General features: G+C 35.5%; 13 protein-coding genes. 10 read left to right on the forward strand and 3 right to left on the reverse strand.

Translation table 11 applies throughout. The features are described from left to right. Positions 1–122: 122 nt before the first annotated feature. From BW946_RS16700 to BW946_RS16740, 8 genes are all read left to right on the forward strand, one after another. Positions 123–1,736 carry a Na+/H+ antiporter gene (locus tag BW946_RS16700; protein ID WP_076597246.1) on the forward strand — a complete coding sequence of 538 codons (1,614 nt, stop codon included), beginning with the start codon at positions 123–125 and terminating at the stop codon, positions 1,734–1,736. Positions 1,737–2,060: 324 nt separating this feature from the next. Further along, complete coding sequence (locus tag BW946_RS16705) at positions 2,061–2,486, forward strand: SRPBCC family protein (protein ID WP_076597247.1); 426 nt, start codon at positions 2,061–2,063, stop codon at positions 2,484–2,486. Between the two features lie 3 nt (positions 2,487–2,489). Then, entirely contained in the window at positions 2,490–2,996 is a 507-nt protein-coding gene (locus BW946_RS16710) for a GNAT family N-acetyltransferase (RefSeq protein WP_076597248.1), read from the forward strand. A gap of 183 nt (positions 2,997–3,179) precedes the next feature. Next, positions 3,180–4,202 (forward strand): glutaminyl-peptide cyclotransferase, encoded by a 1,023-nt coding sequence (locus BW946_RS16720; protein ID WP_076597249.1) that lies wholly within the window; start codon positions 3,180–3,182, stop codon positions 4,200–4,202. 102 nt (positions 4,203–4,304) lie between these two features. Continuing rightward, a complete protein-coding gene (locus tag BW946_RS16725) occupies positions 4,305–5,330 on the forward strand; it encodes a glutaminyl-peptide cyclotransferase (RefSeq protein WP_076597250.1) in 1,026 nt (341 codons plus the stop codon). A gap of 144 nt (positions 5,331–5,474) precedes the next feature. Further along, complete coding sequence (locus BW946_RS16730) at positions 5,475–6,425, forward strand: hypothetical protein (protein WP_076597251.1); 951 nt, start codon at positions 5,475–5,477, stop codon at positions 6,423–6,425. A 26-nt stretch (positions 6,426–6,451) separates the two neighbouring features. Further along, positions 6,452–7,066 (forward strand): deoxynucleoside kinase, encoded by a 615-nt coding sequence (locus tag BW946_RS16735; RefSeq protein WP_002977952.1) that lies wholly within the window; start codon positions 6,452–6,454, stop codon positions 7,064–7,066. 92 nt (positions 7,067–7,158) lie between these two features. After that, a complete protein-coding gene (locus BW946_RS16740) occupies positions 7,159–7,509 on the forward strand; it encodes an arsenate reductase family protein (protein WP_076597252.1) in 351 nt (116 codons plus the stop codon). A 62-nt stretch (positions 7,510–7,571) separates the two neighbouring features. On the opposite strand, the gene BW946_RS16745 is transcribed toward BW946_RS16740, so the two are convergent. Further along, positions 7,572–8,051, reverse strand: coding sequence for a hypothetical protein (locus tag BW946_RS16745; protein ID WP_076597253.1), 480 nt, complete (start codon positions 8,049–8,051; stop codon positions 7,572–7,574). Positions 8,052–8,144: 93 nt separating this feature from the next. Between BW946_RS16745 and BW946_RS16750 the strand changes: the two genes are divergently transcribed. Continuing rightward, positions 8,145–10,172, forward strand: a complete 2,028-nt coding sequence (locus BW946_RS16750) for a M43 family zinc metalloprotease (protein ID WP_076597254.1) — start codon at positions 8,145–8,147, stop codon at positions 10,170–10,172. A gap of 231 nt (positions 10,173–10,403) precedes the next feature. Here the strand turns inward: BW946_RS16750 and BW946_RS16755 are convergent, their stop codons facing one another. Together BW946_RS16755 and BW946_RS16760 are read right to left on the reverse strand one after the other, a co-directional pair. Continuing rightward, entirely contained in the window at positions 10,404–10,709 is a 306-nt protein-coding gene (locus tag BW946_RS16755) for a DUF493 family protein (RefSeq protein ID WP_047433612.1), read from the reverse strand. Positions 10,710–10,749: 40 nt separating this feature from the next. Further along, entirely contained in the window at positions 10,750–11,421 is a 672-nt protein-coding gene (locus BW946_RS16760; protein ID WP_076597255.1) for a DUF4197 family protein, read from the reverse strand. Positions 11,422–11,786: 365 nt separating this feature from the next. On the opposite strand from BW946_RS16760, the gene BW946_RS16765 reads away from it, so the two are divergent. Beyond that, positions 11,787–14,609 carry a SusC/RagA family TonB-linked outer membrane protein gene (locus BW946_RS16765; protein ID WP_076597256.1) on the forward strand — a complete coding sequence of 941 codons (2,823 nt, stop codon included), beginning with the start codon at positions 11,787–11,789 and terminating at the stop codon, positions 14,607–14,609. Position 14,610: the final 1 nt, after the last annotated feature.

Below are 14,610 nucleotides of genomic sequence, written 5' to 3' on the forward strand. Positions count from 1 at the left end.
GGACGGCTGTAAAGAAAAAGTCTAAACGTCGGATGAAATTAAACCTTATAGGTTTTTAAAACCTATAAGGTTTGGATAAATCCAAATAAAAATATGTAACACTTAAAAACAACTAACTCAAAATGATTCACAGCTATGTTATTATATCCATTGCAGTACTGCTGTCTGTGATGATATTGGTAATGATTGGCCAGAAATTAAAAGTAGCTTACCCTATTTTTCTTGTTATTGCAGGATTATTAATAAGTTTTGTACCAGGAATGCCGCGTATTGAAATAGAGCCTGATCTTGTTTTTCTTATTTTCCTTCCGCCTATTTTGTTTGAGGCAGCCTGGTTTACTTCATGGCAGGATTTTCATAAATGGAGAAAACAGATTCTTTCTATGGCTTTCGGATTGGTATTTTTAACATCCATTGTTGTGGCTTATCTTTCATCTTCCATTATTCCCGGACTTACTTTGGCAATGGGATTTTTATTGGGAGGCGTCAATTCTCCACCGGATGCGGTAGCTGCCACTTCTGTACTGAAGCATATGAAAATTCCTAAGAAAATTACCAGTATCCTGGAAGGAGAGAGCTTAATCAATGATGCGTCCAGTTTAATTGTGTTTAAATTTGCCCTGGCAGCCGTTATTTCAGGACAGTTTATCTGGAGAGATGCCATTCAGGATTTCTTTATGATGGCCGTCGGTGGTATTGCAGTAGGAGTTGCTGTGGGCTTTCTGTTTGGTGCATTGCTTAAGGTTATTCCTACCAATTCCAATATCGATACCATTATTACCCTTATCGTCCCTTACATTATGTATGTGGGAGCGGAGCATTTTCATTTTTCAGGAGTACTGGCAGTGGTGGGCGGAGGTTTGCTGATGTCATATAATTCACATTGTTATTTAAGCCATACCTCAAGAATTCAGTCGGGGAATGTGTGGAGTGTGCTGATATTCCTGATGAATACCATCATTTTCATTCTGATTGGTCTTGAACTTCCGATTGTAGTGGAAGGAATGAAAGAATACACCATTTCAGAAGGTATTTTCTACAGTGTAGTGATTGGCGGAGCTATCATTGGAACAAGAATTCTATACAGCTATGCATTGATGTACTTCCCAAGAGTCTGCTCTAAAGAATTAAGATTAAAAGTTCCAAAACCAGACTGGCGGGAGCCGTTTATCATCAGTTTTGCAGCCATGAGAGGAGTGGTTTCACTGGCAGCAGCCCTATCAATCCCTGCTTTTTTACCCAACGGAGAAGTATTCCCACACAGAAATATTATTTTGTTTGTAACTTTTGTGATCATATTGATCACTCTGGTAGGACAAGGTCTATTGTTGAGTCCGATCTTGAAATTATTGAATATTCAGGATGCCGGAAGTGAACTGCCGGAAGAAAAGCAGGAGGTAATTCTTATGCGCAAACTGAAAGAAACAGCATTGCATAAACTGGATAATGACTTTTCTGAATTAGCCGTAACCAATAGCCTGGTGCGTCATCAAAAGCACAAATTGGAAAATGAAATGATGCTGATGGCAGACAAAGTCCAATGCATGGCTTCCACAGGAGATTATGTAACAGCGATCAATGAAAATAAAGATGTCTTACGCCAAATCATTCAGGCACAGAGAAACGAACTGCACAGAATGAAAAGAGAGAAAATCTTTGATGATCACGTCATGAGAACCATTGAAATGCAGCTGGATTTTGATGAAGCCAAAATCACAGGTTTTTCACATGGGTAATTAAAAATAAAAACCATAAAAGTCACAGAAGAGTATACTGGAATAAGCTTAAATTGTGGAAGATCACAAAATGAAAATCCTTAGATTTTCAGAACTTAAGTGAACTTCTCATTAATGGAAATTTAAAGTTTTAAATTATTACTGTCCGATAAAAAGTAGAAATACATTGACAACATCATATTTACGACCTGTTAATTATATTTATATTTTAACTTAATCGGACAGGAATGTTTTGAAATAATTTAGAAGATAAAAACTTTTGCGGCTTTTGAGGTTAAATAGTAGGGATAAAATATGTACATTTAAACATATTAAATCCATAATATGAACACACCCATCACTGTTCAGTGTACCATAAATGCTCCGGTTGAAAAAGTCTGGAAAGCATTAACCGATAAAAATGAAATGAAATCCTGGTATTTTGATATCCAGGATTTTGTATTGGAAACAGTTAAGGAATTCAATTTCTATGAACCAGGAGGAGCCGATAAATATCATCATCACGGGGAGGTTTTAGAAATAATCCCCAATCAGAAATTAAAGCACACATGGTCTTATCCTGATTTTTCAGCCCTGAAGACCGTTGTAACCTGGGAATTGCAGCCAGAAAATGAACATACGGTAGTAAAGCTAACCCATGAAGATATGGAAAACTTTAAAAATTTGGGCGAAGGTTTTTCACGAGAGAACTTTACAGAAGGCTGGAACACCATTTTGGGACAGAGCTTAAAAGAATATTTAGAAAAATAGACAATGATTACATTACAGCCCTTTACCATACATGATGCTCCACAACTGATTTCAAAAATAAAAGACGAAAGAATGCTTCTTCAGTTTGCCGGACCCGCATATCGTTTTCCTCTCACAGAAGAACAGCTGGAAACAGATTTGTCTGATGAAAAAAGAACGCTGTTTAAAATTAAAGATCAGACCGGAAGTACAATAGGTCATGCTCAGATTTTCTTAAAAGAAAAAACTTTCCTGCTGGGAAGAATTCTGATCTGGGATGAAAATAACAGGGGAAAAGGCTATGGAAAGAAGGTTATGCAGGAGCTTTTGAAATATGGCTTCAGTCATTTTGATAAAGAAACTGCCGAACTGAATGTCTACGACTGGAATACCGGAGCTATTGAATGTTACAGAAAAGTAGGGTTTGCTTTTGATCCCGATGTTAAAAACGAAGCCATGATCGATAAGGAAATATGGGTTTCCCTGAATATGAAAATCCACAGAAATACTTTTAACGTACAGAAATCATGAAACAGTTTACAGTTTACGGCAGACTGGTTTTAAGGCTCTTTTTATTCCACTGTAGATAAAGTGAATGAGAGAATTTGCTATCTATGATAACAATGGTTACATATTACAATTTGGTGAACCCGCAGATAATATTGGCAATACGGAATAAAATTTGCTATTTTTGGAGAAATATTTAGAAATTCAATGAAAAAAAATATTATAGCGGGTTTCGCAGCGATTTTATTATTGGCGTCTTGTAATAAGGATAAAGAGATTCTTAATACATTAAACACTTATAATACTTCAATGGAGGCGAAGGGTTACCATTTCGGAGATAAGCTTGAGCTTCCGAAAGAAGTAACGGAAAATGCAGAAAGCGTAACGATCAGCTTTGGAGATAAAGAAACAACAGATTTAACAATTGATCCCAAATTTTTCACACTAGGAGACAATGCTGTTACATTCAATATTAAAACAAAAGGAGGAGAAGTCCTTAATCAGGATGCAACGATCAACGTGTTTGCAAAAAATCCGGAAAAAAATATTCCTTATCAGATTGTAGCCGAATATCCTCACGATCCTAAAAACTTTGTACAGGGTTTCCAGATTGAAGGAAATACGATTTATGAAAGTGACGGGCAGAACGGATCTTCACAGATTTTAAAATATACGCTGGGAACGACCACTCCGTTGGCTTCTACAAAACAGGCTCAGGAAGATTTTTCTGAAGGAAGTACCATCGTTGGAGATAAAGTGTATCAGCTTACATGGCAGAGCAAAAAAGGATATGTCTATGATAAAAGTTCGTTAAAGCTGCTTTCAGAATTTGCTTATCCAAATGTATTAGGTGAAGGTTGGGGATTAACGTATGACGGGAAAAATCTGATTGCTTCTGACGGAAGTAAGCTTTTATATTTCCTTGATGTAAACGATCCTTCAAAACTGATTAAATATATTGCCGTTGCAGGAAGTTCTCAGGCATATGATCAGCTGAACGAGCTGGAATACCACAACGGATTTATCTATGCGAACGTATGGCAGAAGCCGGTCATTTTAAAAATCAATCCTGCTAACGGAGAAGTAGTGGGAACTTTTGATTTTACAGAAATCGCAAAACAGAATACCAAAGGAAGTGATGATGTCCTGAACGGAATTGCTTTCAAAGGGGACAATATGCTGGTAACAGGAAAGAACTGGTCAAAGATTTACGAAGTTCAGATCAAATAATCTGATTCTATTGATAAAAAACAAAAATAGCGTTCCTCCGGGAGCGTTATTTTCGTTTTGAGGATTAAATTTTAGTACTTTTGACAAATGATTAATACCTTTATGAAGCGAAACATTACTATTGGTTTTGCGGCAGTTCTATTCTTGGCTTCTTGCAGTAATAAAGAAAAAATGCTTGATTCTCTGGCAGATTATAACAATGCAAAGGAAGCAAAAGGATATCATTTCGGGGATAAACTTGACCTTCCGAAACAGGTGACGGAAAATGCAGAAAGCATTAAAATTAGCTTTGGAGATAAAGAAACCGCAGACTTAAGGATTGATCCCGAATTTTTCACACTTGGAGATAATAAAGTGGTCTTTGTAATTAAGACTAACAGCGGAGAAGTCCTGAATCAGGATGCTACCATCAATGTATTTACAAAAACTCCTGAGCAGAATATTCCCTATACAATAGTTGCCGATTACCCTCATGATCCTAAAAATTTTATTGAAGGCTTTGTGGTAGAGGGAAATACGGTGTATGAAAGTGACGGAATGAAGGGAGCTTCCCAGCTTATAAAATATACATTAGGATCAGCTGTTCCCAAAATTGTTGCAAAGCAGCCTGCTGAGATTTTTTCTGAAGGTTGTGCCATTGTGGGAGATAAGGTTTATCAGCTGACGTATCAGAATAAAATCGGTTTTATTTATGATAAAAACACTTTGAAAAAGATTTCTGAATTTCCATTGCCTGATGCAATAGGAGAAGGGTGGGGGCTTTCCTATGATGGAAAGAATCTGATCGCTACAGATGGTTCAAAGAATCTTTATTTTCTGGATGTTAATAATCCTTCAAAAGTAATAAAAACGATTGCGGTTGGCGGTAATTCTACAATTTACAATCAGCTCAATGAACTTGAATACCACAGCGGATTTATCTATGCGAATGTTTGGCATCAACCTGTCATTCTAAAAATTAATCCCGCAAACGGAGAAGTCATAGGTAAACTTGATTTTACACAGTTGACCAAAGAAAATGATAAAGGAGAGAGCGAGCATGTGTTAAACGGAATTGCTTTTAAAGGTGATCATATGCTGGTTACCGGGAAAAACTGGGAGAAAATTTATGAAGTTACTTTTCAATAAATTCATTATATCTTTTGTAGAGCGGTCTTTTTGCAGCAACAGGATGGTCTCAGTTTTGATTAACAGTAAAGAAGATTCTCTAAGACTTAATCATCTTTTGGATAAAGTTATTTTTCAGTAAATTGACCCCATTAAAAAAACAGAGTGAAGTTTTTAAACATACTATTTTTTTTCCTTTTCTGTATGGCTTCGGCACAGAATATTATTCCTTTAGATACTTTGAAACTTAAGGAAGCTAAAGATATGCTTGCTGACGATTATGGGAATCTGTATATCTATAAGAACAAAGATTTCAGCTTTACCAAATATGATTCTTTAGGGAAACAGATCGGAAAGATGATGCTTACTGTTCCATACAAAGTACAGACCGTACAAAATCCTCTGAATGTACCGTTGTTTTCTGAAAATGCTCAGGAAATGAAATTTATAGACCAGAATATGAATGAGATTCAAAGATTGGATTTTAAGCAGAAATTTGGTTTTATCAGGATGGCTTATGCTGAAGATCTCCAGCAGCTGTGGCTTTTGGATGACAGTACAAAGCGTTTGATACAGTATAATTTCAGAAATGATACAACCATCAACTCATATCCTTTTGATATCAGTTTTGAAGATCTGATGGATATGCTGGTCTATGAAAATAAGGTCTATATTTTAACCAGAAAACATATCAGGATTTACAGCCTGAAGTTTGAAATACTTTTTGAGGCCCCGCTGGAAAACGGAAAACGGTTTCGAAGAGAAAATGATATGATCCTGGTTGTTGCCGGTAATTTCGTTTCACAATATGTGCCTGAAAAAGGAATATCCACTGTTTTTGAAGACCAGGAAGCGCAAATTGTGGATAAAAACATCCTCTCTTATTTTGCAATCAAAGGGAACAAACTCTATCTTTACAGCTTTGAAAAAGTAAAGAAAGCGCAACAGCAAAAACAGCTTGAAGCTCAGCCGGAATCTCTGCAGACACCTACAGAAAAACCAGAAGAGAAACCTGATGAGAATACAGTAGAGAAACCTTCAGACAATACCTTACAGAAATTGATTGAAGATATTTCTCAGGTTCAGACTGAAGCTGTTGAAAAACTTATCAACTAATCAGTAAATACAAGGAAAAGAATATTATGCATATTGCAGTTACAGGAAACATCGGAGCCGGAAAAACAACTTTGACAACGATGCTTTCCAAGCATTACGGATGGGATGCACAATTTGAAGATGTAGATCATAACCCTTATCTGGAGGATTTTTATTCAGACATGAGCAAGTGGAGTTTTGCACTGCAGGTGTATTTCCTGGGCAGCAGATTCCGTCAGGTAAAAGAGATCAGAGAAAGCGGAAAAAATATTATTCAGGATCGCACCATCTATGAAGATGCCCATATTTTTGCAGAAAACCTGAATGATATGAATCTTCTTTCAGACAGAGATTTCAATAACTACTCATCGGTATTTGATCTGATGAAGTCTTTTGTATCAGCTCCAGATCTTTTAATCTATTTAAAATCAGATGTTCCTAACCTGGTTAAAAAAATTTACAAAAGAGGCCGTGAATATGAAGCATCTATCAGCATTGAATATCTGTCAAAGCTGAATCAGAAATATGAAAAATGGATTTCCAATTACACCGAAGGAAAACTTCTGATCGTAGAAGTGGATGATCTTGACTTCGTTGAAAAACCGGAAGATTTCGGATTTATTCTGGAGAAAATTGAAGCAGAACTTCACGGATTGTTTTAACATATTTTTATCAGAACATTAAGACATACTCAGGGTAATTCTTTTTAAATTTGTTTAGGATCAGGTTTAATTTTTTAATAATTAAATATATCATGGTAGTTAAAGTTTTACATAATGGAAACTGTTCAAAGTCAAATGCCGTATTGGAGTATCTTGACGAAAACGGAGTGCCTTTTGAGATCATTAATATTGTTGAAGATCCTTTAAGTCCTCTTGAAATAAGAACAGTGTTGAAAAAACTCAACCAAAGTGTTTTTCATATTATTCGTAAGACAGATAAGCTGTATATTGAGAATTATGCCGATAAAAACTATTCGGAAGAAGAATGGATAAAAATTCTTTCTGAGAATCCATCTCTTATACAAAGGCCCATTCTGGTAAAAGGTTCCGTAGCAATGCTGGGAAGACCTATTGAAAATGTAAAGTTCTTTATTGAAAAGTAAAGAATGCATCATAAAAAAATCCGCTCTTTAAAAATAAAGAGCGGATTTTTTGTTTTAATTCTTTATTTGAGAGGTTTCTTTTGCTTTTCCTTTGGGTTTTGTAAAGTATTGTATAATGCTTCCAGTTCTTTCGGTGGAATGCCAGAATCAAAAGTAGCGGAAGTATAAGTAATTCCATTGGATGTGATAATAATAGTAGCAGCTAATGCCCTGTCGGTATATCTGCCGGTTGTGGGAGACTGAAGATTCGATATTTTAGATAGATCCAGAGTCTCTGCCTGTCTGGAAATGTTCTCCCATTCAGAAAGAGACATAGCCGTTTGGGTTGAATCTCCATTTAATCTAGCGGTAATAAGGTTGGGTGTATACACAACACTTCGATTGGTTCCCCGGGTTCTTTCTGTTAATTCGATTTTTTCGATTTTTTGCTGTTTTATGATTTTAGTTGAATTTTTACTATTAACGTTATTTTTGTTTTGATTAATACAACTGATTATTGATAATATTGTAATGATATTAATTATGATAAATTGTGGTTTCATTGAATTATGTTTGTTTTATTTGGTAATTTATTGAACTGTAGTCTGTTTATGGTGGTTTTTTTTGTATGTTTGCTAAAATACAAAAATATAATAATGAATAACTCTATTATTTCGAAATCTTCTCTAGCAGTCCTATTCTTTATGGGAATTGGATTTTCAAATGCACAGATTAGAGAAGAAACAAAGTCTCCCAAAAGACTTACAGAGCAAAAGCTGGATCCTAATGGGATTGAAAAATGCGGAACACTTGAATACGAAGCAAACCTGAAAAGAAAATTTCCTGAGAGACTTACAACAGAACAGTTTGAAAAATGGCTTGCCCCTTTAATTGAAAAAGCCAAGGCTAATAAATCCCAGAATGGAACTGTTATTACAATTCCAGTCGTAGTTCATGTTATTCACAGCGGTCAGGATGTGGGAATTGCTCCTAATATCACAGATGCTCAGGTGATGTCTCAGATTACAGTAATGACTAATGATTTCAGAAAAAAGATTAACACTCCGGGATATAATACCAATCCTGTAGGTGCAGATACTGAAATACAGTTTGTGCTGGCAAAGGTAGACCCTAACGGAAATCCAACCAATGGAATTGACAGGGTAAATCTTTGCAAAGACTATTGGGCAAATGGGGCTCCTCAATATGGATATCAGAATTTTATCAATGATGTTGTAAAAACCGGTACGATCTGGGATCCTACAAAATATATGAATATGTGGAGTGTAGACTTTGCAGATAATGGATTGTTGGGATTTGCTCAGTTTCCGTCTGGCTCCGGTCTTCAGGGACTTGGTGCGAATGGAGGCCTTGCCACTACAGACGGGGTAGTTGCAGGATATTCTACTTTTGGAAGTATGGATTATAATGACGGTACATTTTTAATGCAGGCTGGCTATGACAGAGGAAGAACAATGACCCATGAAGTAGGACATTTCCTGGGGCTTAGACATATCTGGGGAGATGGAGCGTGTGGTAATGACTATTGTGCAGATACTCCAACAGCACATGAGGAAAATTATGTGTGTGATCCTTCTATCGCAAGTTGTGATAATCCTGCGGTTTTTGAAATGGTGCAGAATTATATGGATTATACAAATGATACTTGTATGAATATTTATACTACTGATCAGAAAACCAGAGTAAGGGCAGTGATGGACAATTCTCCAAGAAGAATGGAACTTAAAGCATCAAATACAGATTTGCCTATTCCTTTGTTTGTTAATGATGCGGAGATAAAATTTGACGGTGGGTGCTCAATAGGAGTCGTTAATTGTGGAGAAGGAGTGCTTCGTCTGCTTATCACCAACAGAGGTACGAGTAATTTGACATCAGCTGTTATTTCATATTCAATAAATGGAGGAACTGCTCAAACTTATAATTGGACAGGTAATTTGGCTCAAGATAAATCTGGGGTGATTAATATCCCTGTAAATGGTTCTGTAGCATCTTCTCCCGTTTCCTTCTCCCTCACATCTGTAAATGGAGCAGCAGATCAGAGAAGCACCAATAATTCTACAAGCGGTAATTATGTAAAGCCAGTTCCCCCTCAATATTTTTCAACCACTACTGTTACCTTTAAGTTGCAGAGAGACAAGTATGGCCAGGAAACGAGATGGAACCTTAAAAACAGTGCGGGACAAATTGTAAAAGAAGGCAAATATAGTAATACTCAGCTAGGACAGCCTACTCCGGCTCTTATCACTCAAGTATGGACCTTACCACAGGATTGTTATGCATTTACAATGTCTGATGACTTTGGTGATGGATTGGAAAATGGATATGTAGACCTTACTACAAGTACCGGACAGACCATATTTCATCTAGAAAATGAATTTGTTTATGAGACTAAAACATTTACCACACGTGAATCGTTAGGAACCGGGGAGGTTAATAAGAACAATAAATTTGGCGTATATCCTAATCCGGTTAATGATATTCTTAACATTACTGGGCTTTCTGGAGAATCTCAATTTGAAATTCATAATGCTGTAGGACAAATTGTTAAGAAAGGAAAAATTAGTGATAATCAGATTCGTGTGGCAGACCTTGTAAAAGGAGTGTATGTTATCACGATACAGAATGCTAAAACCTCAGAAAGTATTAAATTCGTTAAGAAATAATTATACAGAATATATCATTTTAACATAGATGATCCGCCTCTGAATGGGGCGGACTTTTTTTAACTGTAAAGGAATAAAATAAGAAAAGATATTCAGAGTAAAGAATACAATTTCCATAGTATAACTTGTAATTATAAATTCGGATAAAAAGCTACAATGTAGTGGAGGGAAATTTGGAGAATATCAGTACAATAAAAACCGCTTCATGACATCATGAAACGGCTTTTGTTTTTACAATAGAATAACGCCTTCTATTTTTGCTACTTCTTTATAAATATTCACTACCTGATTGGCATCCAAAACAAATGCATTAATGTTGCAGGCTGTGTATTTTCCATTTTTGCTTTCGCGGTTTCCCAGTGTAAATTTAATACCATCAAAAACCCTGTAAATTTCAGTAAGTTTTGCCTGGTCTGTAGGAATAATAAATTTAAATAAATAATCCTCCGGAAAATCGTGATGATCTTCCAGTTTTTCCCTTAAAGACTGATAAAAATCTTCAGGGCTTGCGTGTTGATTTCCTTGTAATATATCCATCTGCAATTGTTAATATAATATAAATATAACGAAATTTTTCCTATTTTCCAAACGGTCCCAGGAGAGACTTGGAGTTCTGATGCTCATAATCTTCAATGATATTGAATAATCCATTGACCAGCTGTTCGGAAGCCAGCTTGCTCAATCCTCCTGAATTGACAGTATTGCTGTTTCCACCTAAGAGGCTGCCCAGAAAATTACTTCCGGATAAAGCTGTATTGATGGTTTTTACAATTCCATATTCATTCAGCTTTTCATCTACCTTAGGAGCAATAGCTGCAATAAGCTGCTGGGATGTTTTTTCCTTCAGAATCTGTGTAGCAGTGGTGCCCTGCATAATTCTCGTTACATCCTGGGCATTCAGGCTGTTTACAGCATCCTGTAAAATAGGTTTTGAAGTATTTACGGTGTAAGCTGCTGCCTGTGCTATATAATCTCTTTCTTTGGCAACCAGTGAAGGTGCTATTTTTTCAAGTGTAGAATTGATATCTCTCAGTTCTTTAGGAAGTGCTTTATCTACCATATTATTCTGCAGAAATGCTTCTTTGTTCCCATAGATACCCATTCCTTTATCAATACCATTGAGCAGGATTCTCTTTATAATGGAAAGCCCCATGTCGGAAGTGGCTAATGAGGTGCAGGATTGCACACTGGTGGTAATAAATGCACCGGTTCCCACGATAAGAGCGGCTGCAATGATATATTTTTTCATTGATCTTTTTTGTTATCTGTTTTGTAAGTTGCTTTCTCAAAAACTGCACCAAAGGTAATTACTATTCTCAATTTAACAAAATATTAAATTGACTGTTGTATTTGGTGAATTTTTAGGATAAAAGTGTTAATTTATTATTAATGAAATGATTTAAAATCGATTATTATTTTAAGTATAAATTGATAAAATTTTAAATTTTATCAGTTTTCATCTAAAGAAAGTCGGTAATTTTTAAATGTTTAAGATAATTTAACATTGTTCGATATTTTTTATATTTTTGGCTAATGTCTTTTTTTGAGATTTTAAATAACTCCACTATTTAGAGACATAAAAAAATGAATTTATTTGAATAAAATTGAAACTATATGAAACAAAGTAATTTAAAGTATTCATGTCTCATTGCTGTTCTGTACTTCGGTATGAATGTCAATGCTCAGACTACTCCCAAAGATACTGCCGCCAAAGAGCAGAAGATCGAGGAAGTAGTTTTGATCGGATATGGATCTCAGAAAAAAGAAAACGTTACGGGAAGTATCGGAATTGTTTCTGCAAAGGATCTTGCTGATAAACCGAATTCAAACCCTATGAGTTCTGTTCAGGGAAAAATTGCAGGTGTGAATATTACCAATGCAGGAGCTCCTGGAGGCTCGCCGAGAGTGGATATTCGAGGTATTGGATCTTTAACAGGACAAACTGTTTTTATTGTTGATGGAACAATTACAGATGATATATCTTTCCTTAATCCACAAGATATTGAGTCCATGAGTGTTTTGAAAGATCCTTCCAGTTTAGCAATTTTTGGAGCAAGAGCGTCTAACGGAGCTGTAATTATTAAAACAAAAACGGGAAGAGGTAAGAAGCCTGTTTTTAATCTTAATTCTTATTTGGGAATCAAAAAAGTGACTAATATTCCGGAAATGGCGAATGCGGATCAATATATTGAACTATATAATGAAAAACTAAGAAATGAAGGAAATACTGATCCGACAAAATTTTTAAGCAGAGCCAATTATCCTGCAGATACGAAATGGTTTGACGAGATTTTTAGAACCAGTATCATTAACGCAAATGATTTTTCGGCCTCAGGAAGCATCGGAAAATTAAACTATTATGGAAGTATTGGAAACTTACAGGATGAAGGAAATTTAGCTGCAGGAAGAGGAATAAACTCAGGAAGTGGGTTTAACAGAATGAATACCAAGTTAAATTTATCATATAAAATAACTGATAATCTTACCATTGGTAATAATTTTACATTTTCAAAAATCCGTAGTGATGTAGCTCAGAATCCTTTACTGGATGCTTATACTGCGCCTCCTATATTTTCTACAATGAACCCTGCAACTGATGACTATCAGTTTTTCAACGGATATTCGATACCAAACCCAAGAGCGAAATTGGATATGTTTCGTTCTCAAATAAGAGAAGAAAGACTTTTGAATAATATTTTTGCAGAATATAAATTCTTAAAAGATTTTACTGTAAGAATCAGCTATACAACGGACAATACTAATAAAAATAAGTATGAATATACCCCAAGACTTAATTATGTTCCGGTATCAGATCAAAAAGATCCGGTTCTAGTGACAAGAGATTCCAGAAATAGGAATTATGTTTGGGACAATACGTTAACCTGGAAGAAAAATTTTGGAGATCATAATTTAGAGATTTTGGGAGGTTTCTCCAGAACGAGAAATTCTTATTCTGAAACATATGCATCTGCTCAGAAAGTGTATTATGACGGAACAAATGAATCTTTAAATATACTTAATGGCACTGATCTGGTGATTTATACTGATGACAGACCTAAACTGGATCTTAATCAGGACCAATACCGTATAGAATCACTTTTTGCCAGATTGAATTACGACTATAAAGGAAAATATCTTTTAAACGCTTCTGTTCGTAGAGATGGATCTTCACAGATTTCTACCGAGAGATTTAAGATTTTCCCGGCAGTAAGTGCAGGATGGGTAATATCAAAAGAAGATTTTATGAGTGGACAAAATTTGTTTAATCTTTTAAAGCTTAGGGCGAGCTATGGTAAACTTGGGAATCCTAATGTGAAAAGAAAGTTTACTCTGAACAGAACAATTATTGATGGAGGCGCATATTACGGAAATACTGGTTACCCTGCAGCAACAATCGACCAGATTATCGACCCTTCTATTGGATGGGAAACCACTTCAGGGGGAGATGTAGGTTTAGAAATGGCATTATTTAATAACAAGTTAAAAATTGATGCTAATTATTTTAATAAGGACTCAAAAGATGTTGTATATGGAATTTTCCAGGGTACTGTTTCCGGTGCAAGCAACTGGAGAGATTATGTAACAAATGCTTACTCTTTTAATAACAAAGGATTTGAAGTTGCTGTAAACTATAATACAAAAATTAATGAAAATATTACTTTTGGAATTTATGGTAACTATACAGGGTTGAAAAATAAAATTACTTCAGTGTATGGCGGTTCATATTTAGAAGCAGGAGCTAGTTTATTCGGAAATTCTGTTATCAGATTACAGGAAGGGCAGGCCGTAGGGTCTTATTATGGATATCAGGTTGTAGGAGTATTCCAAAATGCTGATGAAGTAGCAGCCTCAGCTACACAGAATGGAGCAAAACCCGGAGCATTTAAATTTGCTGATTTAGATGGAAATGGTATTATTGATACAAGGGATAAAACATTCCTGGGAAGTCCTATTCCAAAAGGATCTTATGGGTTTGGAGTGAATATGAATATTTATGACTTTGACTTCGCTATTGATTTCCAGGGAGTATTTGGTAATAAAATCTATAACTATAACCGCGAACAGCGTTATGGAAATGAAAACTGGGATTTAGATTTCTACAATAACAGATGGCATGGTGCGGGTACATCAAATTCATACTCTATGGTTACAAACGATCAGGCAATTATTTTACCAAGCAGTTTTTATGTAGAGGATGGAAGTTATATCAGAATCAGAAATATCCAGGTTGGATATAATTTACCAAAAACATTTGCCAAATCTATGTCTATTACTAAATTAAGATTATATGTAAGTGCTCAGAATCCATGGACAAGCTTTAAGTATAATGGCTTCTCCCCTGAAATCTTGAATTCAGATAGAGTACAAATGGGAGTGGATCAGAACATTTACCCTATCTCTGCAATCTACACATTTGGTATGAATTTAACATTTTAAT

It is taken from the genome of Chryseobacterium sp. RU33C (assembly GCF_900156015.1).
Taxonomy (GTDB): domain Bacteria; phylum Bacteroidota; class Bacteroidia; order Flavobacteriales; family Weeksellaceae; genus Chryseobacterium; species Chryseobacterium candidae.